A 24,869-nucleotide genomic window follows, 5' to 3' on the forward strand; every position below is an offset into this window, starting at 1 on the left:
CGTCGAGAGTTATGTTGCTGTCAGACCAGACAGGAGCACGCGATGACCCTTCCCCCCCCGATCCAGACCTATTTCACGGCGCAAGCCCCGCAGGACGGCGATGCATTGGCGGCAAGTTTCGCGCCGGATGCTATTGTCCATGATGAAGGGCATATCCACCGCGGCCCCGAGGCGATCCGCGCCTGGTGGCTGGCCGCCCATGCGAAATACCGCCACAGCGCCGCGCCGCTTGAGCTGAGCGAAGCGGATGGCAAGGCGAGGGTGCGCGCGCGCGTGGCCGGCGATTTTCCGGGCAGCCCGGCGGTTCTGACCTTCACCTTCGGGCTGACGGGCGGTCTGATCAGCGATCTGAGGATCGGCTGATGGGCGGCTTTCTGACGCTGCAGGGCAAGCGCGCCCTGATCACCGGCGGCACGCAAGGCGCGGGGGCGGCCACGGTTACCTTGTTCCGGGAGCTTGGGGCGACGGTTCTGACCACTGCCCGCCGCCACAGGGGCGATCTGCCGGAAGAGATGTTCGTCGCCGCCGACCTGACCACCCTGCAAGGCTGCGAGGCGGTCGCGGCGGCAGTGCAGGACCGAATGGGCGGCATCGACATTGTCATCCATATGCTCGGCGGCTCTGCCGCCCCGGCAGGCGGCTTTGCCGCGCTGGAGGAGGCGGAATGGCAGGCCGCGCTCGATCTGAACCTGCTGCCCGCCGTGCGGCTCGACCGGGCCTTGCTGCCGGGAATGGTGGCACAAGGCGCGGGCGTGGTGATCCATGTCACCTCGATTCAGCGCGCGCTGCCATTGCCCGAGGCCACCACAGCCTATGCAAGCGCCAAGGCCGCCCTGTCGGTCTACAGCAAGAGCCTGTCGAAAGAAGTGTCGCCGAAAGGCGTGCGGGTGCTGCGCGTAGCCCCGGGCTGGATCGAGACCGAAGCCTCGACCCGTCTGGCCGAACGGCTGGCGGCCGAGGCGGGCACGGATGTCGAGGGCGGCAAGCGGCTGATCATGGCCGCGCTTGGCGGCATCCCGCTGGGGCGCCCTTCCTCTCCCGCCGAGATCGCGAACCTGATCGCGTTTCTCGCATCGGACCGTGCCGCCAGCATCACCGGGGCGGAATATGTGATCGATGGCGGTACCGTGCCGACCGCGTGAAGGGGCGTCAGCCGGCCTCTGCCCCCTCCCGGTCATAGAGGTCCCGGCTTTGCAGCACCTGATCGACATTGGCCTCGGCCCAGATGCGCAGCGCATCCACCAGATGCGCCAGCGAGTGGCCAAGAGGGGTCAGTGTATATTCCACCTTCGGCGGGACTGCGGCAAAGACCTTGCGCCGCACGAGGCCATCGCGCTCCAGCGCCCGCAGGGTCTGGGTCAGCATTTTCTGCGATACGCCCTCGATGCCACGGCGCAATTCGCCAAAACGCCTGGTGCCCCCCATCAACAGGCCCACGACCAGCACCGCCCATTTGTCGGAAATGCATTCAAGGATTGTCCTTGTGGGGCATGTCGCCTGAAACACATTCCAGGCCGGGGGGTAGGCGTATCCATTGGTTACCTTTGGGTAGCTAGAGCACAAAAAGGTGCTTTCTTGCGCAAAGATACCAATGCTGCCAGGCCGGGAGCAAGCCTTCACCCCGTTGGAAAGAGATTGCCATGAGCACCGAGATCCTCGATATCACCCGCCGCTATTTTGCCGCCGTCGCGGCAGGCGACATCCCCGCCCTGACTGACCTTCTGGCCGAGGATCTGGTCTGGCATCAGCCGGGGCAAAGCAGCCTGTCGGGCACCTATGCCGGCCGGGATGCCGTCTTTGGACTCATCGGTGCCTTCATGGAGCGCAGCCAGGGCAGCTTTGTCATCGACAAGGTTGGCCCCTTGCTGGCGAATGGCGATCTGGTTGCCACCACCTTGCAGTTCCGCGCCAGCCGCGAAGGCGCCGAGATGGCGATGAACGGCATCGACCTCCTCCGGATCGAAGACGGCAGGATCCGCGAAGTCTGGCTGTTCTCGGAAGATCAGGCCGCCGAAGACCGGTTCTGGGGCTGACGATCGATCTGAGGGCAACACTCAGCCCCGGCCAATCCCACGGGAGCCCGGCGAGAGCTGTTGTGCCTGGGCTGTTCCCTCACTGCGGTGAGCACCCTGACGGCGGCGCGGCTGTCAGGGATGGGCCAGGGTCACGTCTCAAAGTCTTCGCGCCCGACCTTTTGTACGGTCTTTTCAGCATTGCTCCGCGCCGCTGATCCGCGCCCCGCAAGCAGGCAGCTGATCGCGGCCAGCTGAATGGTGGCGGCGCAGAGGAACAACGCCTCTGTGCCTGCCATGCCGCCCGGGCGCAGCAATCCGAACGCTGCCGGCGCAAAGGCATAGCCTGCCTGACCGATGGCGACGATCAGCGGCACCACGCGGGCGGTCTCTGCCGGTGAAAACTCCTGCTGCGCGATCAGGGGCGGCAGCGATGTCGCATTGCCGATCCCCAGCCCGAACAGCGCGGTGCCGAGGAACAGCCACAGACCAGCATCACCCGCGGCAAGAATGAACAACAGTGAACCTGCCACCTGAACGCCGTAGCTGGCACAGGCGACAAGGCGGCGGTCGGCGGTCGCGGGCATCATCCAGCCGACCATCGACCGCCCAAGGATCGCGGCGAGGGTGGCACCGCCCATCGCAAGGCCCGTAATGCCCTCGCCCAGCACCGGAACCAACAGCGAGAACAGATGCGCCAGCAGCCCGATCTGAGCGAAAAGGCCCAGCATCATGCCAGCGGCCAGCGTCAGGAATTTGCGGTCGCGCAGGAGGGATCTGCGCGCCGGGGCCGCGGCCGGAACGGTCTGCGGGTGCAGTGCCTCGGCCCCATCGGGGTTTTGCCCCATGCTGTCGGGTGTGTGCCGGAACACCAGCACCGACAACATCCCGACCGTGACGACCATGACCCCGCCAATGGTCAGCGCAGCGGGGACAAAGCCGATGCCGGCGATCAGCGCGATCCAGAGCGGTGAGAAGATGACGCCGCCAAGGCTTGCGCCGTTATAGGCCATGTCCAGGGCGGCAGGACGGCGCAGGCTGAACCAGGGCGCGATCAGCGCATTCACCGCAGCGGCCCCCATCGCCACCCAGCCCGCGCCGCTCGCCAGCGCCGCGAGGAACAGCTGCCAGGGAAGCGCGGCCAGCGCCCAGCCGAGGATGCCGGCTGCCAGCAGCACCGCCCCGGCCACAGTTACAACGGGTGCCCCGAAGTGGCGGTACAGGCGGGGCAGATTGGCGACCACCCCGGCCCCGAACAGGAAATGCACCGTCACCGCGGCCGAGACCATCGACACCGGCCAGCCGGTCCGCGCGACGACTGCGTAAAGAAACACCGGCGGGCCGTAGAATCCCACGCCCCAGCCGAAAATGGCCAGGAGGAAAGTGGCAGCGACGACATGCCAGCCAAAGAACGGACGGGCGGTTCGGGCAGGCTGCGGCATGGTTGGAACTCGCGTTGATGTCATGCCGGTTCTGCCCGCAACCCGGACCGGGATGCTTCGGTGAAACCCGAAGCATTCAATGCCGATTTGTGCCAGACTGCCCCGCAACCGGAGGCCCCCATGTCCACATCGAACCGCATTGCCGAAGTGGCCGCCGCCGTGGGCGAGCCTGCTCGTGCCGCCATGCTGGCGGCCCTGATGGACGGGCGCGCCCTGACGGCCACCGAACTGGCCGAGGTCGCGGCAATCATGCCGCAGACGGCCAGCGGCCATCTCGCCCGGCTCGCCGCGGTCGGGCTGATCACGGCGGACAAACAAGGACGCCACCGCTATCACCGCCTTGCCAGTGCCGAGGTCGCGCGGATGATCGAAAGCGTCATGCAGATCGCGGGGGATATATCGTTGGCCCGTCCCTTGCCCCGTATCGGACCCAGGGACGCGGCCCTGCGGCTGGCACGCACCTGCTATGACCATCTCGCGGGGGCGCTTGGGGTCAGCATCGCCGATGCCCTGCGCGCCAGCGGTGCGGTCGAAATCGACGGCGACGCTGCTGTCCTGACAGAAGTCGGTCAGGCGCAGATGCAGGCGCTCGGCATTCTTGCCCCCGCCCGCAGCACCCGACCCGTCTGCCGTCCCTGTCTGGACTGGAGCGAGCGCCGCCCGCATCTGGCCGGTGCCCTGGGCGCCGCTATCTGCAGCCATGCACTGGATCAGGCCTGGGTGCGACGCCGCGCAGGGACACGGGCGCTGGAGATCACACCTGCAGGCAGGATCGGGTTCAGGCAGGCCTTCGGGGTGGCGACTGTTGCGGGGTAACGAGGTCTCGCCGCCCCGCCCTGCTTCTGCCGTTCACGGTGATGCTTCCGGCCTTTTGCACCTCGGCGTGACCAGTTTCGCGCCCGAGCTTCCATCCCGACGGCCTCTGGAACTGGCGCGTTTCGGGGGGAGCGATCGGCAAGGGGTCCGCAGCGCGCAATGGCATCGCCCCGCTGTCAGGACTGCCTGTTCCAGGTCGCGCGGGCGGTGACCGAAGCCGCATCGCGCCGCTGACGGAGCCACCACCACCCTGCCCGATATGCCAGAGCCGTCGTCATTCCAAAGTATGGTGACGCTTCGCTGGCCCCGAAGCACAAAGGCTGACAGTCTGACCCTTGCGGATCCTGATCCCGGAGGTGGAAGGTGACAGCTGACGGTAATCCCGGTAATCCCGCGCCGCTCCGGCAGGTGGCCGCGCTGGCACGTGATGTTTCGGCGGGGCTGATTGGCCATCACGTCCTTGTCGAGCGGCTGATGATCGCATTGCTGACCGGCGGCCATGTGCTGATCGAAGGGCCGCCCGGCCTTGCCAAAACCCGCGCGGTGAAGCGGGTCGCGCAGGGGCTGAGCGGCGGCTTCGCCCGCATCCAGTGCACCCCCGACCTGATGCCCTCGGATATTGTCGGCACCCAGATCTTCCGCCCCGATGGCGGCCGCTTCGACTTTCAGCCGGGGCCGGTGTTTCACGATCTGGTGCTGGTGGATGAGATCAACCGCGCCCCCCCCAAGGCCCAATCGGCGCTGCTGGAAGCCATGGGCGAGGGCCAGGTGACGACAGCGGGGGTCACCCGCCGCCTGCCGGATACATTCATGGTGGTCGCCACGCAGAATTCGATCGAGCACGAGGGCACCTTCCCGCTCCCCGAGGCGCAGCTTGACCGCTTCCTGCTGCATCTGAACCTCGAATTGCCCGATGCCACCACCGAACGCGCCATCCTGGATCTCGTCGAGAGCGAGGCCAGAGAAGCGCCGCCGCCGCCCGTCGATAAACTGGACAGCGAAACGATCCGCGCCGCGCGGGTGGCTGTCGCAGACATATTCCTTGCACCGGCGCTGAAGGATTTCATCGTCCGGCTGGTGGTGGCGACGCGGGAAACGGCGGGAGGCCCGCTGGAGGGGCTGATCGAACATGCCGTCTCGCCGCGTGGCACGCTGGCACTGGCGGCGGGCGCGCGGGCGCGGGCGGCGCTGCTGGGACGCGACAACGCGCTGCCGGAAGATGTCGATGCGCTGGCGGCAGACACGCTTTCGCACCGGCTGATCCCCAGCTGGCGGGCGGTGTCCGAAGGCCTTGGCCCCCGGGACCTTGTCGAGCGGTTGCTGGCCCATGTTCGTCCGTGGTGATCCCCCCCGCGCCAGTGCTGCTGCCGATCCCGCAGGGCTCAGCGCCGGGCGGCTGATGGCGCTGGAACCGCTGGCCGCGAAAGAGCTGCGCGATGCGGCGAGCCTCGCCGAACGGCCTGGCAATACCGCCACCCGCCGCCGGGGCAATGGCCATGAAATCCGCGAATTGCGCCCCTTTGCCGAGGGCGACGATCCGCGCCATATCGATGCCGCCGCCACTGCAAGAACCGGTGCGCCGCAGCTGCGCAGCTTTCATGAGGATCGCGAGTATAATCTGATGCTGCTTGCGGATTTCCGGCGACCGATGCTCTGGGGAACCCGGGGCAGGCTGCGCTCGGTCGCGGCGGCAGAGACGCTGATGCTGGCAGGATGGAAGGCCATTCTGGCGGGGGGTGCGGTTGGCGCAGCCGTGCTGACCGATGACGGGCCCCAGGTCCGGCTGCCCCGACCGCGGCATCGCGGCATGGCAGGGGTGGCGGCCTGCCTCGCCGATGCCCATGCCGCAGCGCTGGAGCGGGCAGGTCCGGGGACGGGAGAAAGCCTGGCGCTGGCCCCTGCCCTCGCGCAACTGGCCCGTCAGGTGCCCCGCGGCGCCGGCATCCTGCTTGCCACCGGTCTGGATCTGCCGGGTGAAGGGCTGGATGCCGCCCTTGCAGCCTTGCGCGCGCGCGGCCCGTTGCAGCTTTTGCTGATCGAAGACGCGGCAGAGACCGCGCCGCCGGCCATGGCGATGCCCTGTATCACCCGGGCCGGAGAGGCCGTGCATCTGCGCCTTGATCCGCTGCCCGCAGCGCGGGAAGCGCGGGCCGTGCGCTGTCAGGTGCCGGGCCAGACCGTGCGCCGGATTTCCACTGCCGGATCATCGCCATGAATGACGATCTGCTTCACAGCCTGCATCCGCCGCGCCTGCCTGAGACCTTTGCCGCCCCTGGCGCAGGCGATTTTCTGGCCGGTTTTGGCCTTGGCCTGATCCTCGCCGCGCTGATCCTGACGCTGGCCATGCCCTTGCTGCGCCGCCGCCCGGCAGTGCCACGCATGCGCGCGAGGCTCGCAGCAGTGGCGGCTCTGCCCGAGGCGGAACGCAGCCTTGCCCTCGCCCGGATTGCAACCGCAACCGGACGCCCGATCCCCGAGGATCTGCGCCAGGACCTCTATTCCCGCAAAGGCGCCGATCCTGCCCGGCTGGAGGCGCTGATCCGGCAACGCAGGCGGCGGGCCGCCCCGTGATCACATTCGCCACGCCACTCGCCCTATTGTTGCTGCCCTTGCCGCTGCTGGCGCGGCTCTTGCCGGTGCAAAGCGGCGGTGGTCAGGTGATGGAACTGCCCGAAGGCATCGCCGCTGTTGCCCGCCCGGCCGAGGCACCGGACCATCGCCGGTCGTTTTTGCTGCTGGCGCTGATCTGGGCCAGCCTCTGCCTTGCGCTGGCCGGGCCGGAACGGGTTGTGCTGATGCCCGATCAAAGCGCCTCTGGCCGCGATATCATGATCGCGCTGGATATGTCGGGCAGTATGGCGACGCCCGATTTTGCCCTGGACGGCGCCACGGTCACCCGGCTTGAGGCGGTGAAACAGGTGGCGAAATCTTTCATCGCGGCGCGCAGCGGCGACCGGATTGGCCTCGTGGTCTTTGCCGACCGCGCCTATGTCGCAGCCCCCCTTACCTATGATCTGAAAGCGGTCAGCCGGGCGCTGGATGAGGCAGAGATCGGGCTGACCGGGCGCTCGACCGCGATTTCCGAAGGGCTGGGCCTTGCGCTCAAACGCAGCCTTGCCGAGGCCTCGGACGCCAGGGTGATCGTGCTGCTCTCGGACGGGCGCGAGACGGGGGACCGCACAGATGCCCGCCTTGTCGCCGGTCTTGCGGCAAAGGTCGGGGTGCGGATCCACACCGTCGCCCTTGGGCCCGAGGATCTGGAGACCCGGCCCGCCGCCCGCGACGCGGTGGATGTGGCGATGCTGCGCGCCATTGCGCAAGAGGCCGGCGGCGAAACCTTCCGCGTGCGCACGACCGCCGATCTGCAGGCGATGGCCGGGGCGCTTGACCGGCTGGAGCCCAACCCCACAAAGCGCCCGCCGGTCGAAGTGCCGCATCCGGTCTGGACCTGGCCCGCCGCGCTGGCGCTGTTCCTGACCCTCGTCGCCGGCTGGAGGCGATAGGGATGAGCAGCTTTCTGCTGTTGCGGCCCGCCTGGCTGCTGGCTCTGATCCCGGTGCTTGCGCTGGCGGTCTTCGCGCTGCGGCGCAACCGGCGCGGGGCCTGGACGGCTGTCACCGATCCGGCGCTGATCCCGGTGCTCCTGCACCTGGGCTGGCTGCGCAACAGCGCCGGAACCCGGGTCATGCTCTTGCCCTTCATTGCCGCCGGGGCGACTGCCCTGGCGCTGTCGGGCCCTGCGGTGCCCCAGGCCGGCAGAACCGAATTGCGCGCGCTGGATCCGCTGGTTCTGATGCTGGACCTCTCGCCCTCGGTGGTCTCCGACGCGCGAAGCCTGTCAGACCTGCAGGCGGCGGCGGACGGGCTGATCACCGCAGCGGCGGGGCGCCCTGTTGGCATGATGCTTTACGCTGCCGATGCCTGGCTTGCCTCGGCGCCCACCACCGACAGCGATACCCTTCTCAGCCTGATCGGTGTTCTGGACCGCGAAACCGCGCCGATTGCCGGCAGCCGTCCCGATATCGCGCTGGCCATGGCGCGCGATCTGTTTTCGACGGCGGATGGAGCGGGACACAGCCTGCCGGGCGGTGTCGATCTGGTGCTTGTCACCGATGGCGGTGGCAGCGGCCCGCGCGCCACCGAGGAGGCCGCGCGCCTCGCCAGCGATGGCGCCAGGGTCTGGGGGCTGGCCATGACCCCTGCCGCTGCCGCTCCGGCTCAGGATGCGGCGGGCCTTGCAGCCATTGCCCGGGCGGGCGGCGGTCAGAGCTATGCATTTGCGGATATCTCGGGTCTTTCCACCGCGATCACCCGCGCCCGCAGCGCGAAACTGGCGCGCGAAGATGTCGCCGGCGCCGGGATGCGCGATCTCGGGCCATGGCTGCTGGTCCTGGCGCTGGCCTGCCTGTTCCCGCTGTTCCTGAGGTGGCGCTGATGCGGCTCGCCCTTCTCCTGTCCGGGCTTCTGGCCCTCGTGCTGGCGGGCAAGGCGCCGCTGGCGAAGCTTCTGATCCTCGCGGGTTTGCCCGCTTTCGCAGCCCCCCTGCTCGAAGATCCTGCGATCCGGGGCGTCGCGCTGTATCAGGCGGGCGAATACCAGGCGGCGGATGACGCCTTTCGCGCGGCGGGCCGGGTCTCGACCTATAACCGGGGCCTGTCGCTGGCGATGACCGGCGATCTGCCGCTGTCACTCGCCTATTTCGATGCCGTCCTTTTCGCCAATCCCGCCGACAGTATCGCGCGCGAAAACCGTAATGCCGTCAATGCGCTGGTGCCGCCACATCTGGGCGAGGCCAATGCCGCCGGGCGGATCGCCGCGAAGGTGATTGCCAGCCCGACCGGCGTTCCCTTTGACGAGATCAAGCGACTTGGGAAACCGCTGGATGCCGGTGGCCGGGTCGCGGATGGCACCTGGCTTGAAAGCATCCAGGATGATCCCGGTGAATTTCTGCGCCTGCGGCTCGAGGCCGAACATCTGCGGCGCCTCTCGATGGGGCTGACCGCGCCGGATCAGGGGGACCCATGGTAAGGCTGCTGACCCTGATCCTCGCGCTGCTGGTGCTCCCCCTCGCGGCAGGCGCCGAGGCCGGTCTGAAGCTGTCCATCCTGCGCGATGGCAACGGCCCGCAACCGGTGGTGGGAGAGATGATCCCGGTCATCATCCGCGCTGTTTACGACTACAAGATCGCCAATGAAAAGCTGGAGATCACCCCCAGCACGGCGTTCGACTGGATCCAGACCCATCCCGATGACTGGCATGAGGAGCGTATCGACGGCCTGCCGAAGATCGTGATGGAGCGCAGGCTGGCGCTCTGGCCAAAGCGAGCGGGGCCTTTGCAATTCGGCCCGGTGCGCCATCAGCTGACCATCATCAACAAGCAAAGCCAGCGTGAGGATGCACTGGTCGTGGCGCCGCCGCTGATGCTCTCGGTGGGAGAGTTCCCGGCGCTGAAAGGCTGGCATTTCGCAGCGTCAGAGATTGACCTGACCGAAGAGCTGTCCACTGACCCCGCGCATCTTGCCGATGGAGAGACCGTGACCCGGGTGATCCGGCTGCGGGTGGTTGATGCGCTGCCCGAACAGATCCCGCCCCGGCCCGTCGTGTCAGAAAACTGGCTGATCACCTTTGCCGCCCCGACAAGGCGTGAACTGATCCGCACCGAGACCGGGCCCGAGACCGAGGTGATCTGGTCCTGGCAATTCCGCCCCCATACCGGCGAGCCAGGCGTGCTGGAGCCGGTGAAGATCCCCTGGTTCAACACCCGGTCGCGCCGGATCGAGACGGTCGAAATTCCCGCGCTCACCATAGGATATGCCAGTTTCTACACCGGCCAGGTGCCGCGCGGGCAGATCGGGACCGCACAGGCGCTGGCGCTGGCGGCCATGGTGGCGCTTGGCCTTGCGTTTGGCTTTAGCCTTGCCGCCTGGCGGCTGCGCCCGGATCGGAGCGGTCAGGCGCTGCGCCGGCTCCGGGCGCGCTACGCGCCGCTGGCGCTGATCCGGCGCTGGCAGGCCTGGCGCAAAGGCGATCTTCTGACCCTGCGCCGCCTGCTGGGCGAGGCAGGCGCTGCGCCGGAAAGGCTCGCCCGGCTCGACTCGCAGATCTATGGCCGGCCGCCACAACCACCGGCTTCTGCGACGCCGCCTCACACCTTTGGCTGAATTGTCGCCAGCCGGGCCGCGTTCAATAGTGCAGATAACAAGGCCGCTGTGGCCGGGGAGGAACATATCGTGACCTATGAGAATGTGAAAATCCATCCTGCGGTGGATGGCGGCGTGAAAAAGGGATCTGCCGGCTTCGGCGGCGGCACCCTGCATTGCAATTGTGCCAGCGACCGGGTCGAGGTGAAGGTCTCGGCGCAGACCGCGCATAACCATGTCTGCGGCTGCACCAAATGCTGGAAACCCGATGGTTCGGTCTTCGCGCAGATCGCCGTTGTCGGGCGCGACGCGGTCAGCGTCACCGCCAATGAGGGCAAGCTGAAGATCGTCAATGCGGCCGCGCCGATCCAGCGCCACGCCTGCACCGGCTGCGGCGCGCATATGTATGGCCGGATCGAGAATAAGGAACACCCGTTCTATGGTCTCGATTTCGTGCATACCGAGCTTTCGGACCAGTCGGGCTGGTCGGAGCCGCAATTCGCGGCCTTTGTTTCCTCGGTGATCGAATCCGGTGTGGATCCATCGCGGATGGAGGGCATCCGGGGCCGGTTGCGCGAGCTGGGGCTGGAACCCTATGACGCGCTGTCGCCGCCGCTGATGGACGCGATCGCCACCCATGCCGCGAAGAAATCCGGCGCTCTTCCCGCCTGAGCGGATCCCTCGCGTCCGGCGCGGTCCAATACCCTCTCCGGACCGGGGATGTCTGCCCGAAACCCCGCCATGCCCCGGATCTGTCCGGCGGCATGGCGTCACAAAGACAGCATGTTAAGGACCTGACCCATGCGTACCCGTGCCGCCGTCGCTCTTGCTGCAGGCAAACCGCTTGAAATCATGGAAGTGAACCTGGAAGGCCCGAAACGGGGCGAGGTTCTGGTGGAAATCAAGGCGACGGGGCTTTGCCATACCGATGAATTCACCCGTTCGGGCGCGGATCCGGAGGGGATCTTCCCCTGTATCCTCGGCCATGAGGGCGCCGGGATTGTGATCGAGGTCGGCGAGGGCGTGACGACGCTGAAGCCCGGCGATCACGTGATCCCGCTTTACACGCCGGAATGCCGCGAATGCTATTCCTGCCTCTCGGGCAAGACCAATCTCTGCACCGCGATCCGCAATACCCAGGGCCAGGGGCTGATGCCGGATGGCACCACGCGGTTTTCGCTGCTCGATGGCACGCCGGTCTATCATTACATGGGCTGCTCGACCTTTGCGAACCACACGGTGATGCCGGAGATCGCGCTGGCCAAGGTCCGCGATGACGCGCCCTTCGAGAAGATCTGCTATATCGGCTGCGGCGTGACCACCGGCATCGGCGCGGTGATCAATACCGCAGGCGTCGAGATCGGCTCGACCGCGGCGGTGTTTGGCCTTGGCGGTATCGGGCTGAACGTGATCCAGGGCCTCAGAATGGCCGGGGCCGATATGATCATCGGCGTCGATCTGAATGACGATAAAGAGGAAATGGCGCGCAAATTCGGCATGACCCATTTCGTGAATCCGTCAAAAATCGAAGGCTCGGTGGTGCAGGAGATCGTCAATCTGACGAAGCGCGGCGCGGATCATCTCGGCGGTGTCGATTACTCGTTCGATGCGACCGGCAATGTCAAAGTGATGCGCGACGCGCTGGAATGTTCGCATCGCGGCTGGGGTGTGTCGGTGATCATCGGTGTGGCGCCGGCGGGGGCCGAGATCTCGACCCGGCCGTTCCAGCTGGTGACGGGACGGGTCTGGAAAGGCACCGCATTCGGCGGCGCGAAAGGCCGCCGCGATGTGCCGAAATTCGTCGACTGGTACATGGATGGCAAGATCGAGATCGACCCGATGATCACCCATCAGCTGAAGCTGGAAGAGATCAACCATGGTTTCGATCTGATGCATGAGGGCAAGTCGATCCGGGCGGTCGTGGTCTATTAAGGGCAACCCGCCTTAGCCCGCCCGCCCCTTCAGGGGCGGCGGGCTAAGGCAGAAATGTTGCAGATAGAAGGAAAGGGGCGGAGACAGAGCAGCATGAAGACCATTTCAGAGAACGCCGCTTTTGCCGGCGTGCAGGGCGTTTATGCGCATGGCTCGGATGTCTGCGGCTGTGAGATGACCTTTGCCGTCTACCTGCCTCCGGCAGCCCGCATCCGGAACGTGCCGGTGCTCTGGTTCCTCTCGGGCCTGACCTGCACCCATGAAAATGCCATGACCAAGGCCGGCGCGCGGAAATGGGCCGCCGATGCCGGTATCGCGCTGATCTTCCCCGATACCAGCCCGCGCGGGTCGGGCGTTGCCAATGACGAGGCCTATGATCTGGGCCAGGGCGCCGGCTTTTACGTCAATGCAACCGAGACGCCATGGTCAGCGCATTTCCGGATGTGGGACTATATCGTCCATGAACTGCCGGCGCTGGTCTTCGACAGGTTTCCGCTGGATCGTGAACGCCAGGGCATCACCGGTCATTCGATGGGCGGTCATGGCGCGCTGACCATCGCCATGACCCATCCCGAGACCTATGCCTCGGTTTCGGCGCTGGCGCCGATCTCGAACCCGATCGCAAGTGACTGGGGCAGAAAGCAGTTCACCGCCTATCTCGGGCCGGATGAGGCCGGCTGGGCCCGCCATGATGCCAGCATCCTGATGGCCGAGAGGGGCTTTCCCGGGCCGATCATGATCGACCAGGGCGCGCGCGATCAGTTTCTGGATCTGCTGAAACCCGAGGCGCTGCTCGCCGCGGCCACGGCGCGGCGTCAGCCGCTCCGCTTCCGGCTGCTTGACAGTTATGACCACAGTTATTTCTTCGTATCCAGCGTGATGGAGGATCACATCCGCTTCCATGCGGAGCGGCTGGCCGAAGCCTGACCCCTGCTGACATCGTCCTGAGGAGGAGACCAAATGTCCGTCACCCTGCGCGCCGCTCTGATGGCGGCATTGCTGCCCTGGCTGTCTCTGCCGGCATTTGCCGAAGGGGATCCGGCCAAGGGCGAGAAGTCTTTTAAGAAATGCATGGCCTGCCATACGGTGGCCGCAGATGGTGCCTCGAAGGCCGGGCCCAATCTGCATGACGTTGTTGGCCGCAAGACCGGCACGCTGGAAGGATTTGCCTATTCAACGGTCATGCGCACAATGGGAGAAGAGGGCCATATCTGGACCCCGGAAGAGCTGGATCTCTTTCTTGAAAACCCGAAGAAAATGGCGCCGGGAACCAAGATGACCTTTGCCGGGCTGAAAAAGCCTGAAGAGCGGGCCGATGTGGTCGCCTATCTGATCAGCCTGCATCCTGACGGCGTCGCCGCCGGGGCGGCCGGCGAGGCGGCACCCGGGGCCGCTCCGGAAGCGGCTACTGAGACGGCTCCGGCGGAATAACCACCGCGGATTCGGCAACAGGTTTTGACCAGGAAGGGCCACATCCATGAACGGGTGTGGCCCATTCATTTCCGGCACCGCAGCAGAGGCCGATATCGGCTCATACTTTGGTCGCAGGGGAGTGGCGGCCTCGTTGACAGAACGGATCTCAGGTCGCTTCATAAGAAAGATATAAGAAGCCACCGCCATATCCCCGGAGGAGATCGGGAGAAGCGGGGAGTGCCAGCGAAACCGCGTTCCGGGAGGATGACCATGAGAGCGAAGCTATTAGGACTTGCAGCAGGTTTGCTGACAACAGTGGCAGCACCGGCATTTGCAAATGACTCGGTGACGGAAGGCATCAAGAATTCTGGCCAGCTGGTCACCCAGCTGCTGAACTATGCCGGAACGCGTTATTCCGAACTTGGCGATATCACCAAGGACAATGTCGGCGACCTGCAGGTGGCCTGGACGTTCTCGACCGGGGTGCTGCGCGGCCATGAAGGGGCGCCGCTGGTGATCGGCGATGTGATGTATGTGCATACGCCCTTCCCGAACAACGTCTATGCGCTTGACCTGAAGAATGACGGCAAAATCCTGTGGCGCTATCACCCGCAGCAGAATTCTGACGTGATCGGCGTGATGTGCTGTGACACCGTCAACCGCGGTCTGGCCTATGGCGATGGCATGATCTTCCTCAGCCAGGCCGATACCACGCTGGTCGCGCTGGACGAAAAGACCGGCGAAGTGAAATGGTCGGTGGTCAATGGCGATCCGGCCAAGGGCGAGACCTCGACCGCAACGCCGCTGATTGTCAAGGACAAGGTGCTGATCGGGATATCGGGCGGTGAATATGGCGTGCGTGGCCATATGACGGCCTATAACATCGCCGATGGCAAAATGGCCTGGCGCGCCTATTCGACCGGCCCGGATGCCGAGATGCTCGTCGATCCCGAAAAAACCATGGTCCTTGGCAAGCCGATCGGCAAAGACAGCTCGCTGAATTCCTGGGAAGGTGACCAGTGGCAGATCGGGGGCGGCACTACCTGGGGCTGGACCACCTATGACCCCGAGCTGAACCTGATCTATTATGGAACCGGCAACCCTTCGACCTGGAACCCCAGCCAGCGTCCGGGTGACAACAAATGGTCGATGACGATCATGGCCCGCGATGTCGATACCGGCATGGCTAAGTGGTTCTACCAGAAAACCCCGCATGACGAATGGGACTATGACGGGGTGAACGAGAATATCCTCGTCGACAAGGAAATCGACGGCACCATGCGCAAGCTGCTGGTCAATTTCGACCGCAACGGATTTGCCTATACGATGGACCGCGAATCCGGCGAGTTGCTGGTGGCTGAGAAATATGACCCGGCGGTGAACTGGGCGACCGAAGTCGATATGAACAAGGATTCGGAAACCTATGGCCGGCCTCTGGTCGTGGCTGAATACTCGACCGCGCAGAATGGCGAAGATGTCAACTCGACCGGCATCTGCCCGGCCGCGCTTGGCACGAAAGACCAGCAGCCTGCGGCCTATTCGCCGAAAACCGGGCTGTTCTATGTGCCCACGAACCACGTCTGCATGGATTATGAGCCGTTCCGCGTCAGCTATGCCGCCGGCCAACCCTATGTCGGCGCAACGCTCTCGATGTTCCCGGCGCCGGAAAGCCATGGCGGCATGGGCAATTTCATCGCCTGGGACGCGGTGAAGGGCGAGATCAAATGGTCGCTGCCCGAGCAGTTCTCGGTCTGGTCCGGTGCACTTGCCACCTCGGGTGATGTGGTCTTTTACGGCACGCTCGAAGGCTATCTGAAAGCCGTCGACTCCGAGACCGGAAAAGAACTTTACAAGTTCAAAACCCCCTCGGGCATCATCGGGAACATCTTTACCTATAAGAGCGGCGACAAACAATATGTGGGCGTTCTCTCAGGTGTTGGTGGCTGGGCCGGCATCGGTCTCGCAGCAGGCCTGACCAATGCAACCGAAGGCCTTGGCGCCGTTGGCGGCTATGCGGCGCTCTCGGATTACACTGCGCTCGGCGGCCAGCTGACCGTCTTCGCCCTGCCGAACTGATCCGGCTCTCTCTGAAAACAGCCTGCGCCGCCCCATCCGGGCGGCGCATTCATTTTGGCAAGACTCGGGCCGGACCCAGAGGCGAAAATGCCAGGGAGCAGCGGCCGGTCAGACTAAAGTCTGAATTGCTCTGCGGCCCGCGCGGTCTAGGCTTTTCTTAACGTCTTGGGAGGACAAACCGATGAAAGCTGGCATGCCGCTTCTGGCATTCGCGACATTTTTTGCCACCGCAGCCGTCGCCGAGGAGCCGAATGTCGAAGCGGTCACCAATGACGGTATCCGCTGGTTCAACTCTGACGACACCCCCACCTATAAGATCGAGGCGGATGGAACCGTCGACTGGCCGACCTTCTCGGGCTATCGCCGGTATCAGGCGGAATGCCATGTCTGTCACGGCCCGGAAGGCGAAGGCTCCACCTATGCTCCGGCGCTGAAGGCCTCTGCCCTGCGGATGGATTATTATGACTTCATCGGGGTGGTCGCCAGCGGACGCAAGAATGTCGGCGCCGCCGATAACCAGGTGATGCCCGCTTTCGGAACCAATCCGAATGTGATGTGCTATCTTGATGATATCTATACCTATCTGCGCGCGAGGGGCACCGATGTTGTGCCGCGTGGCCGCCCCGCCAAGAAAGAGGCCAAGTCCGATGCCTATGCCGAGGCCGAAAAGGCCTGCATGGGGGGCTGAGATGCGCGCGGCTCTCGCGGCGACGCTTTGTCTCTGGCTGACGGCGCCCGCCATGGCGCAGGTGGCCGATCTGGTGGACCGCGACGCCTTTCGTGTCTGCGCCGATCCGGCGAATGTGCCGCTGTCATCAAAGGATGGCAGCGGCTTTGAAAACCGCATCGCAGAGCTCTTTGCCAAAGAACTGGATGTCCCGCTGCAATACACCTGGTTTCCCCAGGTGACCGGCTTTCTGCGCCAGACGCTCAGCATCGGGAAATGCGATGTGGTGATCGGCTTTGCGCAGGGTGATGAGATGGTGCTGAACACCAATCATTATTACACATCGACCCATGTTCTGGTGGTGCGCGCTGATAGCGACCTCGCCTCGGTCGCGCGGCTGACCGATCCGGCATTGCAGGGCAAGCGTCTGGGGGTGGTTGCCGGGGCGCCGCCGACAACGCATGTCGCGCGGCTTGGCATGATGAAACTGGCGAAACCCTATGATCTGATGACCGACCGCCGCGTCGAGAACCCCGCCGGCGATATGCTGCGCGATGTCGAGGATGGCGTGACGGATGGCGCCCTAATGTGGGGACCGATCGGCGGCCCGCTGGCCAAAGGCAATCCGAAGCTGAAGGTGATCCCGCTTTTGCAGGAAGAGGCTGCGCCGCGCCTGTTTTTCCGCATCACCATGGGCGTGCGCGCCGGCGAGCTGACCTGGAAGCATGAGCTGAACAGCCTGATCCGCCGCAACCAGGCCCAGATCGACGCCATCCTGCGCGAGGCCGGGGTGCCGCTGGTTGACGATTACGGCAAGGCGCTGAAGGCGCCGTAACCCTGTCAGGGTTTCGCCGCGATGAACCGGCCAAAGGCGCGCGGCCCGGCGGGCATCTCCAGCCGCGCGATCACCTCGAGGCTCTGGCTGTCGATCACCTGCAGACTGTCCGAGAACCAGTTCGCCACAAGGATGCGGCTTTCGTCGGCCGTGGCGGCGACGCCCTCGGGATAGTCATCGGTTGCAATGCTGGTCAGCACCTCAAACGAACCGGCGTCAAAGACGGTCAGGCTCGCCTCATATTGATTGCTGACAAAGCCTTTCCCGGCGGCAAAGGCCACCGCATAGGGTCGCTGGCCGGTCGGGATGCGGGCAATGACCCTGGCGCCTGCAAGGTCGATGACGCTGACCTGATCAGAGAGGACATCGGTCACGAATGCCCGGCCCTCATAAAGCGTCACACCAAAGGGGTGATGACCTGTTGCGACCTCGCGCGCGCCATCAGCTCTGATCAGGGTCACGCTGTCCGCGTCGCGATTGGCCACCACGATCAGCCCTGGCTCTGCCGCGAGGCCCGAGGGCATCGCCCCGGTTTGCCAGCGGCTGAGCTCGCGCCCGCTTTCCGGGTCGATCTCTGCCACAAATCCGGTGATGACGCTGACCAGGGCCGTGCCGCTTTCGGGTCGTATCGCGACGCCGAAAGCCCCGTCGGGCAGCGGCCAGACCGCGCGGGCGGTGCCGCTCAGATCAAAGACATGCAGCGCCGTCGGATCGGTCGCGACCGCAAGGATCAGATCGCGGCCCGCATCCGTTGCCACGGCAGCGGGTTTACCCGGCAAGGGAAGACTGGCCACAATCTCAAGGCTTTCAGTGTCAAAAAGCGTCAGAGCATCCGCGTTTTGCGAGGTGATTGCGGCCAGATCGGCACGGGCCTCAGGCACCGCATAAAGGCAGGCCAGGCATAAGGCCGCCCCGAACAGGGGCGCCCCGCAGGCCTGACGCAGGCTCATCCTGCCGCGCCGAACCGCGCCACCAGCGCCTCGATCATCTGCTGGCCGAGCGCCTCCACCGCGGCTGTCGACGCATCGTCATTCAGATCCGCCGGCGGGTCGTTTTGCGGGAATGCGCGGTAAAAGGCCGATTTCAGCTCGACCCTTGCCTTGCCGCCCTCGTCTTTGATGGTGATATGCAGCGCGTAATTGGTGGCCTTGATATAGTCGAGATTATCCTCGGTCAGCCGGGTCGAGATCGCGAATTTCGCCGGGTCGATCTTCAGCAGCTCTTCATTGATCGAAACACCACTGTCCAGCACCCGCACCCGGGTCGCGCCTTTTTCGGCACCTGTCGCCGTGATCGAGGTGACAGAGGGCAGCCAGGTCATGTCGCTGAAAGAGCCGATCACCGCCCAGACCTCCTCCGGGCTGGCATTCAGCAGCAACGATTGCTCGGATTTCAGCCGCGACGGGCCATGGGCCTGTGCCATGCCCGCCAGCAGGGCAAGGCAGGCCGAAATCGCAATCATCAGTTTCTTCATTTCCGCATACTCCTACAGGCGGCGCGCCGCGCTTTTGCCGCAGGATGCGACCTGAAATAAGTTACGGGCAAATCATCCAAAAGTATTATCTGCCCTAAAATCATTACCTTATTATTTTATTATAGAGACAAACTGCTTTGTCACCTGCCGCTGCCATGCCCAGGTAAGGCAAGGGAGAACGGCATGATCAATCTGTCCCGGGCCGCATCCGGCCTTTTGCTTTCTGTCGCGGCCCTCGCCGCACCGGCTGCCATGGCCGAGGAGACAACCGATTATCGCGTGGCGGTGATCCGGGTGGTGGCGCCAGGCCCGATGCCGATCTCACGGCTTGATTTGCCGCCCGATGATCTGGGCTTCGCCGGGGCCGGCCTCGGCACTGCGGATAATGCCACCACCGGCGGGTTCCTTGGCCAGAGCTTCAGCACGGAAACGGTTCTTGCCACGCCAGAGACGGTCGAGGCCGAGATGCAAAAGCTGCTCGATGCCGGCATCCCCTATATTGTAACGCTGGCGGATGCGGCCACGACGGTGCGGCTCGCTGATATGGCGGGCGATCAGGCGCTGGTGATCAATGCCGGCTCCACCGATGACGCGCTGCGGGGCAAAGACTGCCGCGCAAATCTGCTGCATGTTGCGCCCTCGGATGCGATGCTGACAGATGCTCTGGCGCAATATCTGGTCTGGAAACGCTGGAACAGCTGGTTCCTGATCGAGGGCAGCCACAAGGAAGACCAGGCGCTTGGCGCGGCCTATCGCAGGGCGGCCGAGAAATTCGGCGCGACCATTGTCGAAACCCGTGTCTATGAGGATACCGGCGGCGCGCGCAGATCGGATTCCGGCCATGTACAGGTGCAGCGCCAGATGCCGGTTTTCACCCAGTCGGCCCCCCCGCATGATATCCTGGTCGCCGCCGATCACGCAGGCGTCTTTGCCGCCTGGCTGCCCTATCACACCTGGGATGCCAGTCCCGTCGCAGGCTCGGCCGGTCTGATGCCCGAAAGCTGGAGCCCGGCGCATGAGGCCTGGGGCGCCACCCAGTTTCAGAGCCGCTTCGAGAAACTGGCCGGCCGCCCCGCGCGCGACGAGGATTATCAGGTCTGGATGGCGCTCCGGGTGATCGGCGAGGCCGCGACCCGCACCAAAGGCGGCGATTTCGACGTGATGCGCGCCTTCATCCTGTCGGACAAATTCGATCTGGCGGCGTTCAAGGGGCAAAAGCTGACCTTCCGCGACTGGGATGGGCAATTGCGCCAGCCGGTCTTGCTGGTGGCGGGCAATGTGGTCGCCTCGGTCAGCCCGCAGGAGGAATTCCTGCATCAGGTCAGCCAGCTCGACACGCTGGGCGTCGATCGCGCGGAAACCGAATGCAACCGATGAGGAGGAGGACGAAGATGAGAAGATCTGTGACCCGGTCCGTGACGCAGCCCGTGATCAGGCTCGCGCTTGCCTGTTCGGCTGCCTTGCTTGCCGGGCCGGCCCTGGCCGACAAAATCTTCGTCTCAAATGAAAAGGGCAACACGGTCACGGTTCTGGATTCGGCAACACTTGAGGTGATCCACACCATCACCGGCATGCAGCGCCCGCGCGGCATCACCGCCTCGCCCGATGGCAGACATATCTATGTCTGCGCCTCGGATGACAATCTGGTGCGGGTCTATGACAGCGCCACCTATGAGGAACTGCCCTCGCTGCCCTCCGGTCCCGACCCCGAGCTTTTCGTGCTGCATCCCTCGGGCAATCCGCTGTTCATCGCGAATGAGGACGACAATATCGTCACCGTGGTCGATGTGGTGACCCGACAGGTGCTGGCCGAAGTGCCCGTGGGGGTGGAACCCGAAGGGATGGGGGTCTCGCCGGATGGCAAGATCGTGGTCAATACCTCTGAAACCACGAATATGGCGCATATGATCGACACGACGAGTTATGAGATCGTCGCCAATGTACTGGTCGACAGCCGCCCGCGCTTTGCCGAATATACCCCGGACGGCAAGATCCTGTTTGTCACCGCCGAGATCGGCGGCACCGTTTCAGTGATCGATACTGCGACGAATGAGATCACCAAAACCATCACATTCGATGTTGCCGGTATCCTGCCCGAGGCATTGCAGCCGGTGGGCCTGCGCGTCACCGCGGACGGCGCCAAGGCCTATGTCGCCCTTGGGCCGGCAAACCGGGTGGCGGTGGTGGATGTCGCCAGCCTCGAAGTGACGAATTACCTGCTGGTCGGGCAACGGGTCTGGCAGCTGGCTTTCTCGCCCGATGGTAAATTTCTCTACACCACCAACGGCAATTCCAACGACATCTCGGTGATTGATACCGCAACCGATGAGGTAACGGTTTCGGTGCCGGTGGGCGAACAGCCCTGGGGTGTGGTTGCGGTTAAAACGGAATGAGGAGGATAGTATGAAAGCGATTGCCATTGCCGCCGCCCTCGCGCTGGCCCTGACCGGCAGCGCCAGCCTTGCCCAGCAGTTCGATTACGGATTTGCCGGGCTGATGGGCAAGGCCAACCGCGTGACGCTGCCGGATCTGATGCTCGGTTCCGGCAAGCCGGTGCAGCCGGACGGGCCGGTCGATCTGAAATCGGGCACCTATTACAAGATGAACATCGTGGCCGATGGCTCTGCCGAGCTGGCTTTGTCTGGCGGCGACTTCTTTCGCGCGATCTGGATCAATGAGATCGTGATCAACAAAATCGAAATTCGTCCGATGGGCGTGCATTCGCTGGAATTCGACGCGGGCGGCACCGCCGAGATCAGCTTTATCGCCATCACCCCCGGCAGCTTTTCGCTGTCTATCCCCGGATCCTCGGGAGAAAGCCAGAAGGCCATTTTCAACATCCGCTGAAAGGAGAACGACCCATGAAGAAACTGCTGCTTGCCGCCATGATTGCCGGCTTTGCCATGCCCGCTCTCGCTGATGACCAGGACAAGGCCACCCCTGAACAGATCGCCAAAATCGATGAGGCACTTGCCGCGGTCAGCTGCGAGGTCGATCCCGACAATATCGAGGTCGAGGAAGATGGCTCGTTTGACCTTGACGATGTGATCTGCGCCGATGGCCAGTATGATGTGAAACTGAATGCCGATTTCACCGAGAAAGAGCGCCGCAAGGAATGAACGCAGACCAGGGCAGCGCGCTGAGGGTCGCAGGGGTCAGCCATCGCTTTGGCGCGACAGAGGCCCTGCGCGATGTGTCATTCCAGGTCGGGAAGGGCGAATTCTGCGCGCTGCTCGGGGTGAACGGGGCGGGCAAGACCACGCTCTTTTCGCTGATCACCAGGCTTTATGACAGTTCTTCGGGGCTGATCGGGGTGGCGGGCTATGACGCCCGCCGCCAGCCGTCAAAGGCGCTGGCGCGGCTTGGCGTGGTGTTTCAGAGCCGGGCGCTTGATGGTGATCTGACGCTGAGGCAGAACCTTGCCTATCACGCGGCGCTGCATGGCATGGGCGGCGCCGCCGCGCGCAGCCGCATTGCAGAGGTGACCGGCCTGGTCGGGCTTTCGGGCAAAGAGACGGACCGGGTCTCGACGCTGTCGGGGGGGCAGCTGCGCCGGGCCGAAGTCGCGCGCGCGCTTTTGCACCGGCCGGAACTGCTTTTGCTCGATGAGGCGACCGCAGGCCTTGATCTGCGGGCGCGGGCAGAGCTCGTCGCACTTGTACGCCGTCTGATTGCGGAAGAAGGCGTATCGACGCTTTGGGCCACCCATATTTTTGAGGAAATCGCGCCGGAGGATCATGTCGTGATCCTGCACAAAGGTGAGGTTCTGGCGGATGGGCGTGCTTCAGAGATCGCCGCAGGCATGACGCTTGCCGATAGATTTCTGGACCTGACCGGTGCGGGGCGCGCAGCATGAAAGGCTGGTCCATCGCCTTTGCCGGCATCGCCAGACGCGAATTCCTGCGCTTCACCCGTCAGCGCGAGCGGTTCCTCGCAGCACTGGTCAGGCCATTGGTCTGGCTGTTCATCTTTGCCGCCGGCTTCCGCTCGGTTCTGGGTCTTTCGATCACGCCGCCTTACCGCACCTATGTGCTGTATGAGGTCTATGTGATCCCCGGGCTTTGCGGCATGATCCTGTTGTTTTCCGGCATGCAAAGCTCGCTTTCGATGGTCTATGACCGCGAGACCGGGGCGATGCGCAGCCTCCTGGTCAGCCCCTATCCGCGCTGGTTCCTGCTGGGCGCCAAGCTCTTTTCAGCCGTGCTGGTCGCGGTTTTGCAGGCCTATGCCTTTTTGCTGATCGCCTGGTTCTGGGGGGTGCGCCCGCCCTGGATCGGCTATGTGACGGTGCTGCCTGCGCTGATCCTTGCCGGGCTGATGCTGGGCTCGCTGGGTCTGCTGATTTCATCGGCGATCCGCCAGCTTGAGAACTTTGCGGGCGTGATGAATTTCGTGATCTTCCCGATGTTCTTCGCCTCTTCCGCGCTTTACCCGCTGTGGCGGATGCGGGAATCAAGCGTGCTCCTCTATCACATCTGCGCCTGGAATCCCTTCACCCATTCGGTCGAGTTGATCCGCTTTGCGCTCTATGGCCAGATAGAGCCGCTGGCGCTGGCGGCCACCCTTGGCTGTCTGGTGGTTTTTTTCGGCGCCACCATTTTCATGTATGATCCGGCAAAGGGCCTCTGGCGCGGCCGGAAAGGAGGGGCGTCATGATCCTTCGCGTTCTCGTGCTGATCGCGCTGCTGCCGGGTTCCGCACTGGCTGCGGGCGAGGCCGATCCCGACTGGCCCTGTATCCAGCGCCGCCAGCCGCAGCTTTCGCTTGGCCAGGTCTGGGCGGGGCCTCAGCCGGACGACGCGATCACCGCCCTCGCCGCTGAACCCGAGATCCAGCGCGTCGCCTCGGTGCTGGCGTTGCGCCGCACCTCGCCCGAAGAGGCGGCAGCGCTGATTGAGACATTCGTCGCCGGGGGCAGCGATCCGGCCCGGCTGACCGCGCTTTATCTCGCGACGTTCAATCATATCCAGCGCACCCGCGACCGGGTGATGGCCGGGATCACCCGCTACGCCCATAAACAGGCCGGGCTGGATGAACAGATCAAGGCCCGGCGGCATGAGTTCGAGCAGCTCTCGGCAGCCGATTCGCCTGACTTTGACGCAATCGACAAAGCCGAGCAGGATATCGACTGGTCGACCCGGATTTTCCAGGACCGCCAGCAGGCCCTGACCTATGTCTGCGAAACTCCGGTCATTCTGGAACAACGCGCCTTTGCGATTGGCCGTCTGATCAGCGGAAAACTGCAGTAATGCGTCCTTGTTGCACAGATTTGCGACCTCAATGCAGTTAGGTCTCGATTCATAATAAGAATGTTCTAAGATTCTTATGTCGTCTGCAGGGAGGTGCGGGCGTCAAAGGGGAGGGCAGAATGGAACATCAGACCGTCAAAGCGGGGGATGTCCCCGCGCCATCGGCATATAAGTCCGTCCGGGACGTGCTTATCGTCGAAGACCATCCTCTGATGGGCGAGGCGCTTTCGATGACATTGCAGGCGGCCTTCCGTCTGAACAGGGTGCGTTGTGTCGCGACCCTTGCGCTGGCCGAGGCAACTCTGCGCGCCGAGGGGATTCCAGATGCCGTTCTGCTGGATCTGAACCTGCCGGATGTGAAGGGCATCGAGGCGGTAATCAGCCTGAAATCGCAGCTGGGAAAGCGCCCGCTCACGGTCATTTCCGCCGAAGTGCAGCCCGAGATGGTGTCGTCGGTGATCGCCGCCGGCGCCTGTGGCTATATCTCAAAATGCCTGCCGCGCTCTGAGATGGTCGAGGCGTTCCGCCGGATGTGGGAGGGCGAAACCGTGCTGCCCGAGGGATTTGCCGAAGAAGAGGACAATGGCGATCTTGCCGCGCTGACCCATAATTTCAGCACCCTCACCCAGCAGCAGATGAATATTCTGCGGCTGATCTGCCAGGGGCGCCCGAACAAAATCATCAGCTATGAGCTTTCAATCGCGGAGGCGACGGTAAAGACCCATATCGCGGCGATCATGTCCAAGATCCATGCCAGCAACCGCACCCAGGTGGCGTTGCTGGCCAACAGGGTCCGGCTGTTTGGGCGCTGAG

General features: G+C 64.3%; 30 protein-coding genes. 26 read left to right on the forward strand and 4 right to left on the reverse strand.

All coding sequences use genetic code 11. The features are described from left to right. Nucleotides 1-42: 42 nt before the first annotated feature. Both AC4FS3_RS10200 and AC4FS3_RS10205 read left to right on the forward strand, forming a co-directional pair. On the forward strand, nucleotides 43-363 hold the full coding sequence (locus AC4FS3_RS10200) for a nuclear transport factor 2 family protein (protein WP_491020477.1): 321 nt from the start codon (nucleotides 43-45) through the stop codon (nucleotides 361-363). Continuing rightward, complete coding sequence (locus AC4FS3_RS10205; protein ID WP_491020478.1) at nucleotides 363-1,142, forward strand: SDR family oxidoreductase; 780 nt, start codon at nucleotides 363-365, stop codon at nucleotides 1,140-1,142. Before AC4FS3_RS10200 ends, AC4FS3_RS10205 begins: the two co-directional genes overlap by 1 nt. 7 nt (nucleotides 1,143-1,149) lie before the next feature. Here AC4FS3_RS10205 and AC4FS3_RS10210 read toward each other — a convergent pair whose 3' ends face one another. Beyond that, nucleotides 1,150-1,506: a winged helix-turn-helix transcriptional regulator gene (locus tag AC4FS3_RS10210; protein ID WP_491020479.1), complete on the reverse strand. Its 357-nt coding sequence runs from the start codon at nucleotides 1,504-1,506 to the stop codon at nucleotides 1,150-1,152. A gap of 134 nt (nucleotides 1,507-1,640) precedes the next feature. Between AC4FS3_RS10210 and AC4FS3_RS10215 the strand changes: the two genes are divergently transcribed. After that, nucleotides 1,641-2,033, forward strand: a complete 393-nt coding sequence (locus tag AC4FS3_RS10215) for a nuclear transport factor 2 family protein (protein ID WP_283180176.1) — start codon at nucleotides 1,641-1,643, stop codon at nucleotides 2,031-2,033. A gap of 131 nt (nucleotides 2,034-2,164) precedes the next feature. Here AC4FS3_RS10215 and AC4FS3_RS10220 read toward each other — a convergent pair whose 3' ends face one another. Further along, a complete protein-coding gene (locus tag AC4FS3_RS10220; protein WP_491020480.1) occupies nucleotides 2,165-3,454 on the reverse strand; it encodes an MFS transporter in 1,290 nt (429 codons plus the stop codon). A gap of 120 nt (nucleotides 3,455-3,574) precedes the next feature. On the opposite strand from AC4FS3_RS10220, the gene AC4FS3_RS10225 reads away from it, so the two are divergent. From AC4FS3_RS10225 to AC4FS3_RS10295, 15 genes are all read left to right on the forward strand, one after another. Next, entirely contained in the window at nucleotides 3,575-4,270 is a 696-nt protein-coding gene (locus tag AC4FS3_RS10225; protein WP_491020481.1) for a helix-turn-helix domain-containing protein, read from the forward strand. 363 nt (nucleotides 4,271-4,633) lie between these two features. Continuing rightward, nucleotides 4,634-5,614 (forward strand): AAA family ATPase, encoded by a 981-nt coding sequence (locus tag AC4FS3_RS10230; RefSeq protein ID WP_491020482.1) that lies wholly within the window; start codon nucleotides 4,634-4,636, stop codon nucleotides 5,612-5,614. Next, complete coding sequence (locus AC4FS3_RS10235; protein ID WP_491020483.1) at nucleotides 5,598-6,485, forward strand: DUF58 domain-containing protein; 888 nt, start codon at nucleotides 5,598-5,600, stop codon at nucleotides 6,483-6,485. The genes AC4FS3_RS10230 and AC4FS3_RS10235 overlap by 17 nt, the downstream gene beginning before the upstream one ends. Then, a complete protein-coding gene (locus AC4FS3_RS10240) occupies nucleotides 6,482-6,841 on the forward strand; it encodes a hypothetical protein (RefSeq protein ID WP_491020484.1) in 360 nt (119 codons plus the stop codon). The genes AC4FS3_RS10235 and AC4FS3_RS10240 overlap by 4 nt, the downstream gene beginning before the upstream one ends. Continuing rightward, nucleotides 6,838-7,773: a VWA domain-containing protein gene (locus AC4FS3_RS10245; RefSeq protein WP_491020485.1), complete on the forward strand. Its 936-nt coding sequence runs from the start codon at nucleotides 6,838-6,840 to the stop codon at nucleotides 7,771-7,773. Before AC4FS3_RS10240 ends, AC4FS3_RS10245 begins: the two co-directional genes overlap by 4 nt. 2 nt (nucleotides 7,774-7,775) lie before the next feature. Continuing rightward, nucleotides 7,776-8,705, forward strand: coding sequence for a vWA domain-containing protein (locus AC4FS3_RS10250; protein WP_491020486.1), 930 nt, complete (start codon nucleotides 7,776-7,778; stop codon nucleotides 8,703-8,705). Next, nucleotides 8,705-9,298 (forward strand): tetratricopeptide repeat protein, encoded by a 594-nt coding sequence (locus tag AC4FS3_RS10255; RefSeq protein WP_283179686.1) that lies wholly within the window; start codon nucleotides 8,705-8,707, stop codon nucleotides 9,296-9,298. Before AC4FS3_RS10250 ends, AC4FS3_RS10255 begins: the two co-directional genes overlap by 1 nt. Next, nucleotides 9,292-10,431, forward strand: a complete 1,140-nt coding sequence (locus AC4FS3_RS10260) for a hypothetical protein (protein WP_491020487.1) — start codon at nucleotides 9,292-9,294, stop codon at nucleotides 10,429-10,431. The genes AC4FS3_RS10255 and AC4FS3_RS10260 overlap by 7 nt, the downstream gene beginning before the upstream one ends. A 69-nt stretch (nucleotides 10,432-10,500) precedes the next feature. Then, nucleotides 10,501-11,082, forward strand: coding sequence for an S-(hydroxymethyl)glutathione synthase (gfa, locus tag AC4FS3_RS10265; RefSeq protein ID WP_198838564.1), 582 nt, complete (start codon nucleotides 10,501-10,503; stop codon nucleotides 11,080-11,082). Nucleotides 11,083-11,211: 129 nt separating this feature from the next. Next, entirely contained in the window at nucleotides 11,212-12,342 is a 1,131-nt protein-coding gene (locus AC4FS3_RS10270) for an S-(hydroxymethyl)glutathione dehydrogenase/class III alcohol dehydrogenase (protein WP_491020488.1), read from the forward strand. 93 nt (nucleotides 12,343-12,435) lie between these two features. After that, nucleotides 12,436-13,269, forward strand: a complete 834-nt coding sequence (gene fghA / locus AC4FS3_RS10275; protein ID WP_491020489.1) for an S-formylglutathione hydrolase — start codon at nucleotides 12,436-12,438, stop codon at nucleotides 13,267-13,269. A gap of 33 nt (nucleotides 13,270-13,302) precedes the next feature. Then, nucleotides 13,303-13,773 (forward strand): c-type cytochrome, encoded by a 471-nt coding sequence (locus AC4FS3_RS10280; protein WP_491020490.1) that lies wholly within the window; start codon nucleotides 13,303-13,305, stop codon nucleotides 13,771-13,773. Nucleotides 13,774-14,025: 252 nt separating this feature from the next. Next, on the forward strand, nucleotides 14,026-15,831 hold the full coding sequence (locus tag AC4FS3_RS10285) for a methanol/ethanol family PQQ-dependent dehydrogenase (RefSeq protein WP_198837680.1): 1,806 nt from the start codon (nucleotides 14,026-14,028) through the stop codon (nucleotides 15,829-15,831). Nucleotides 15,832-16,012: 181 nt separating this feature from the next. Next, nucleotides 16,013-16,519, forward strand: coding sequence for a c-type cytochrome, methanol metabolism-related (locus AC4FS3_RS10290; protein ID WP_092903689.1), 507 nt, complete (start codon nucleotides 16,013-16,015; stop codon nucleotides 16,517-16,519). 1 nt (nucleotide 16,520) lies between these two features. Continuing rightward, complete coding sequence (locus AC4FS3_RS10295; RefSeq protein WP_491020491.1) at nucleotides 16,521-17,333, forward strand: substrate-binding domain-containing protein; 813 nt, start codon at nucleotides 16,521-16,523, stop codon at nucleotides 17,331-17,333. A gap of 5 nt (nucleotides 17,334-17,338) precedes the next feature. Here the strand turns inward: AC4FS3_RS10295 and AC4FS3_RS10300 are convergent, their stop codons facing one another. Beyond that, on the reverse strand, nucleotides 17,339-18,283 hold the full coding sequence (locus AC4FS3_RS10300) for a YncE family protein (protein WP_491020492.1): 945 nt from the start codon (nucleotides 18,281-18,283) through the stop codon (nucleotides 17,339-17,341). Then, nucleotides 18,280-18,807 carry an SRPBCC family protein gene (locus tag AC4FS3_RS10305; protein ID WP_491020493.1) on the reverse strand — a complete coding sequence of 176 codons (528 nt, stop codon included), beginning with the start codon at nucleotides 18,805-18,807 and terminating at the stop codon, nucleotides 18,280-18,282. The genes AC4FS3_RS10300 and AC4FS3_RS10305 overlap by 4 nt, the downstream gene beginning before the upstream one ends. 183 nt (nucleotides 18,808-18,990) lie before the next feature. On the opposite strand from AC4FS3_RS10305, the gene AC4FS3_RS10310 reads away from it, so the two are divergent. The 8 genes from AC4FS3_RS10310 to AC4FS3_RS10345 all read left to right on the forward strand — a co-directional run bounded on the left by AC4FS3_RS10310 (nucleotide 18,991) and on the right by AC4FS3_RS10345 (nucleotide 24,868). Further along, the gene (locus AC4FS3_RS10310) at nucleotides 18,991-20,184 is read left to right on the forward strand and encodes an ABC transporter substrate-binding protein (RefSeq protein WP_491020494.1); all 1,194 of its coding nucleotides are present in this window, start codon (nucleotides 18,991-18,993) and stop codon (nucleotides 20,182-20,184) included. Between the two features lie 14 nt (nucleotides 20,185-20,198). Next, nucleotides 20,199-21,200, forward strand: coding sequence for a PQQ-dependent catabolism-associated beta-propeller protein (locus tag AC4FS3_RS10315; protein WP_491020495.1), 1,002 nt, complete (start codon nucleotides 20,199-20,201; stop codon nucleotides 21,198-21,200). Between the two features lie 10 nt (nucleotides 21,201-21,210). Continuing rightward, entirely contained in the window at nucleotides 21,211-21,654 is a 444-nt protein-coding gene (locus AC4FS3_RS10320) for a cupredoxin domain-containing protein (protein ID WP_491020496.1), read from the forward strand. 14 nt (nucleotides 21,655-21,668) lie between these two features. Next, nucleotides 21,669-21,926, forward strand: a complete 258-nt coding sequence (locus AC4FS3_RS10325; RefSeq protein ID WP_491020497.1) for a PepSY domain-containing protein — start codon at nucleotides 21,669-21,671, stop codon at nucleotides 21,924-21,926. Then, nucleotides 21,923-22,663, forward strand: coding sequence for an ATP-binding cassette domain-containing protein (locus tag AC4FS3_RS10330; protein ID WP_491020498.1), 741 nt, complete (start codon nucleotides 21,923-21,925; stop codon nucleotides 22,661-22,663). Before AC4FS3_RS10325 ends, AC4FS3_RS10330 begins: the two co-directional genes overlap by 4 nt. Then, nucleotides 22,660-23,463, forward strand: a complete 804-nt coding sequence (locus tag AC4FS3_RS10335) for an ABC transporter permease (RefSeq protein ID WP_491020499.1) — start codon at nucleotides 22,660-22,662, stop codon at nucleotides 23,461-23,463. Before AC4FS3_RS10330 ends, AC4FS3_RS10335 begins: the two co-directional genes overlap by 4 nt. Next, on the forward strand, nucleotides 23,460-24,056 hold the full coding sequence (locus tag AC4FS3_RS10340; protein ID WP_491020500.1) for a hypothetical protein: 597 nt from the start codon (nucleotides 23,460-23,462) through the stop codon (nucleotides 24,054-24,056). Before AC4FS3_RS10335 ends, AC4FS3_RS10340 begins: the two co-directional genes overlap by 4 nt. A gap of 119 nt (nucleotides 24,057-24,175) precedes the next feature. Then, nucleotides 24,176-24,868 (forward strand): LuxR C-terminal-related transcriptional regulator, encoded by a 693-nt coding sequence (locus AC4FS3_RS10345; protein WP_491020501.1) that lies wholly within the window; start codon nucleotides 24,176-24,178, stop codon nucleotides 24,866-24,868. The last annotated feature ends 1 nt before the right edge of the window (nucleotide 24,869 follow it).

Source organism: Pseudogemmobacter sp. TB195 (assembly GCF_058313095.1).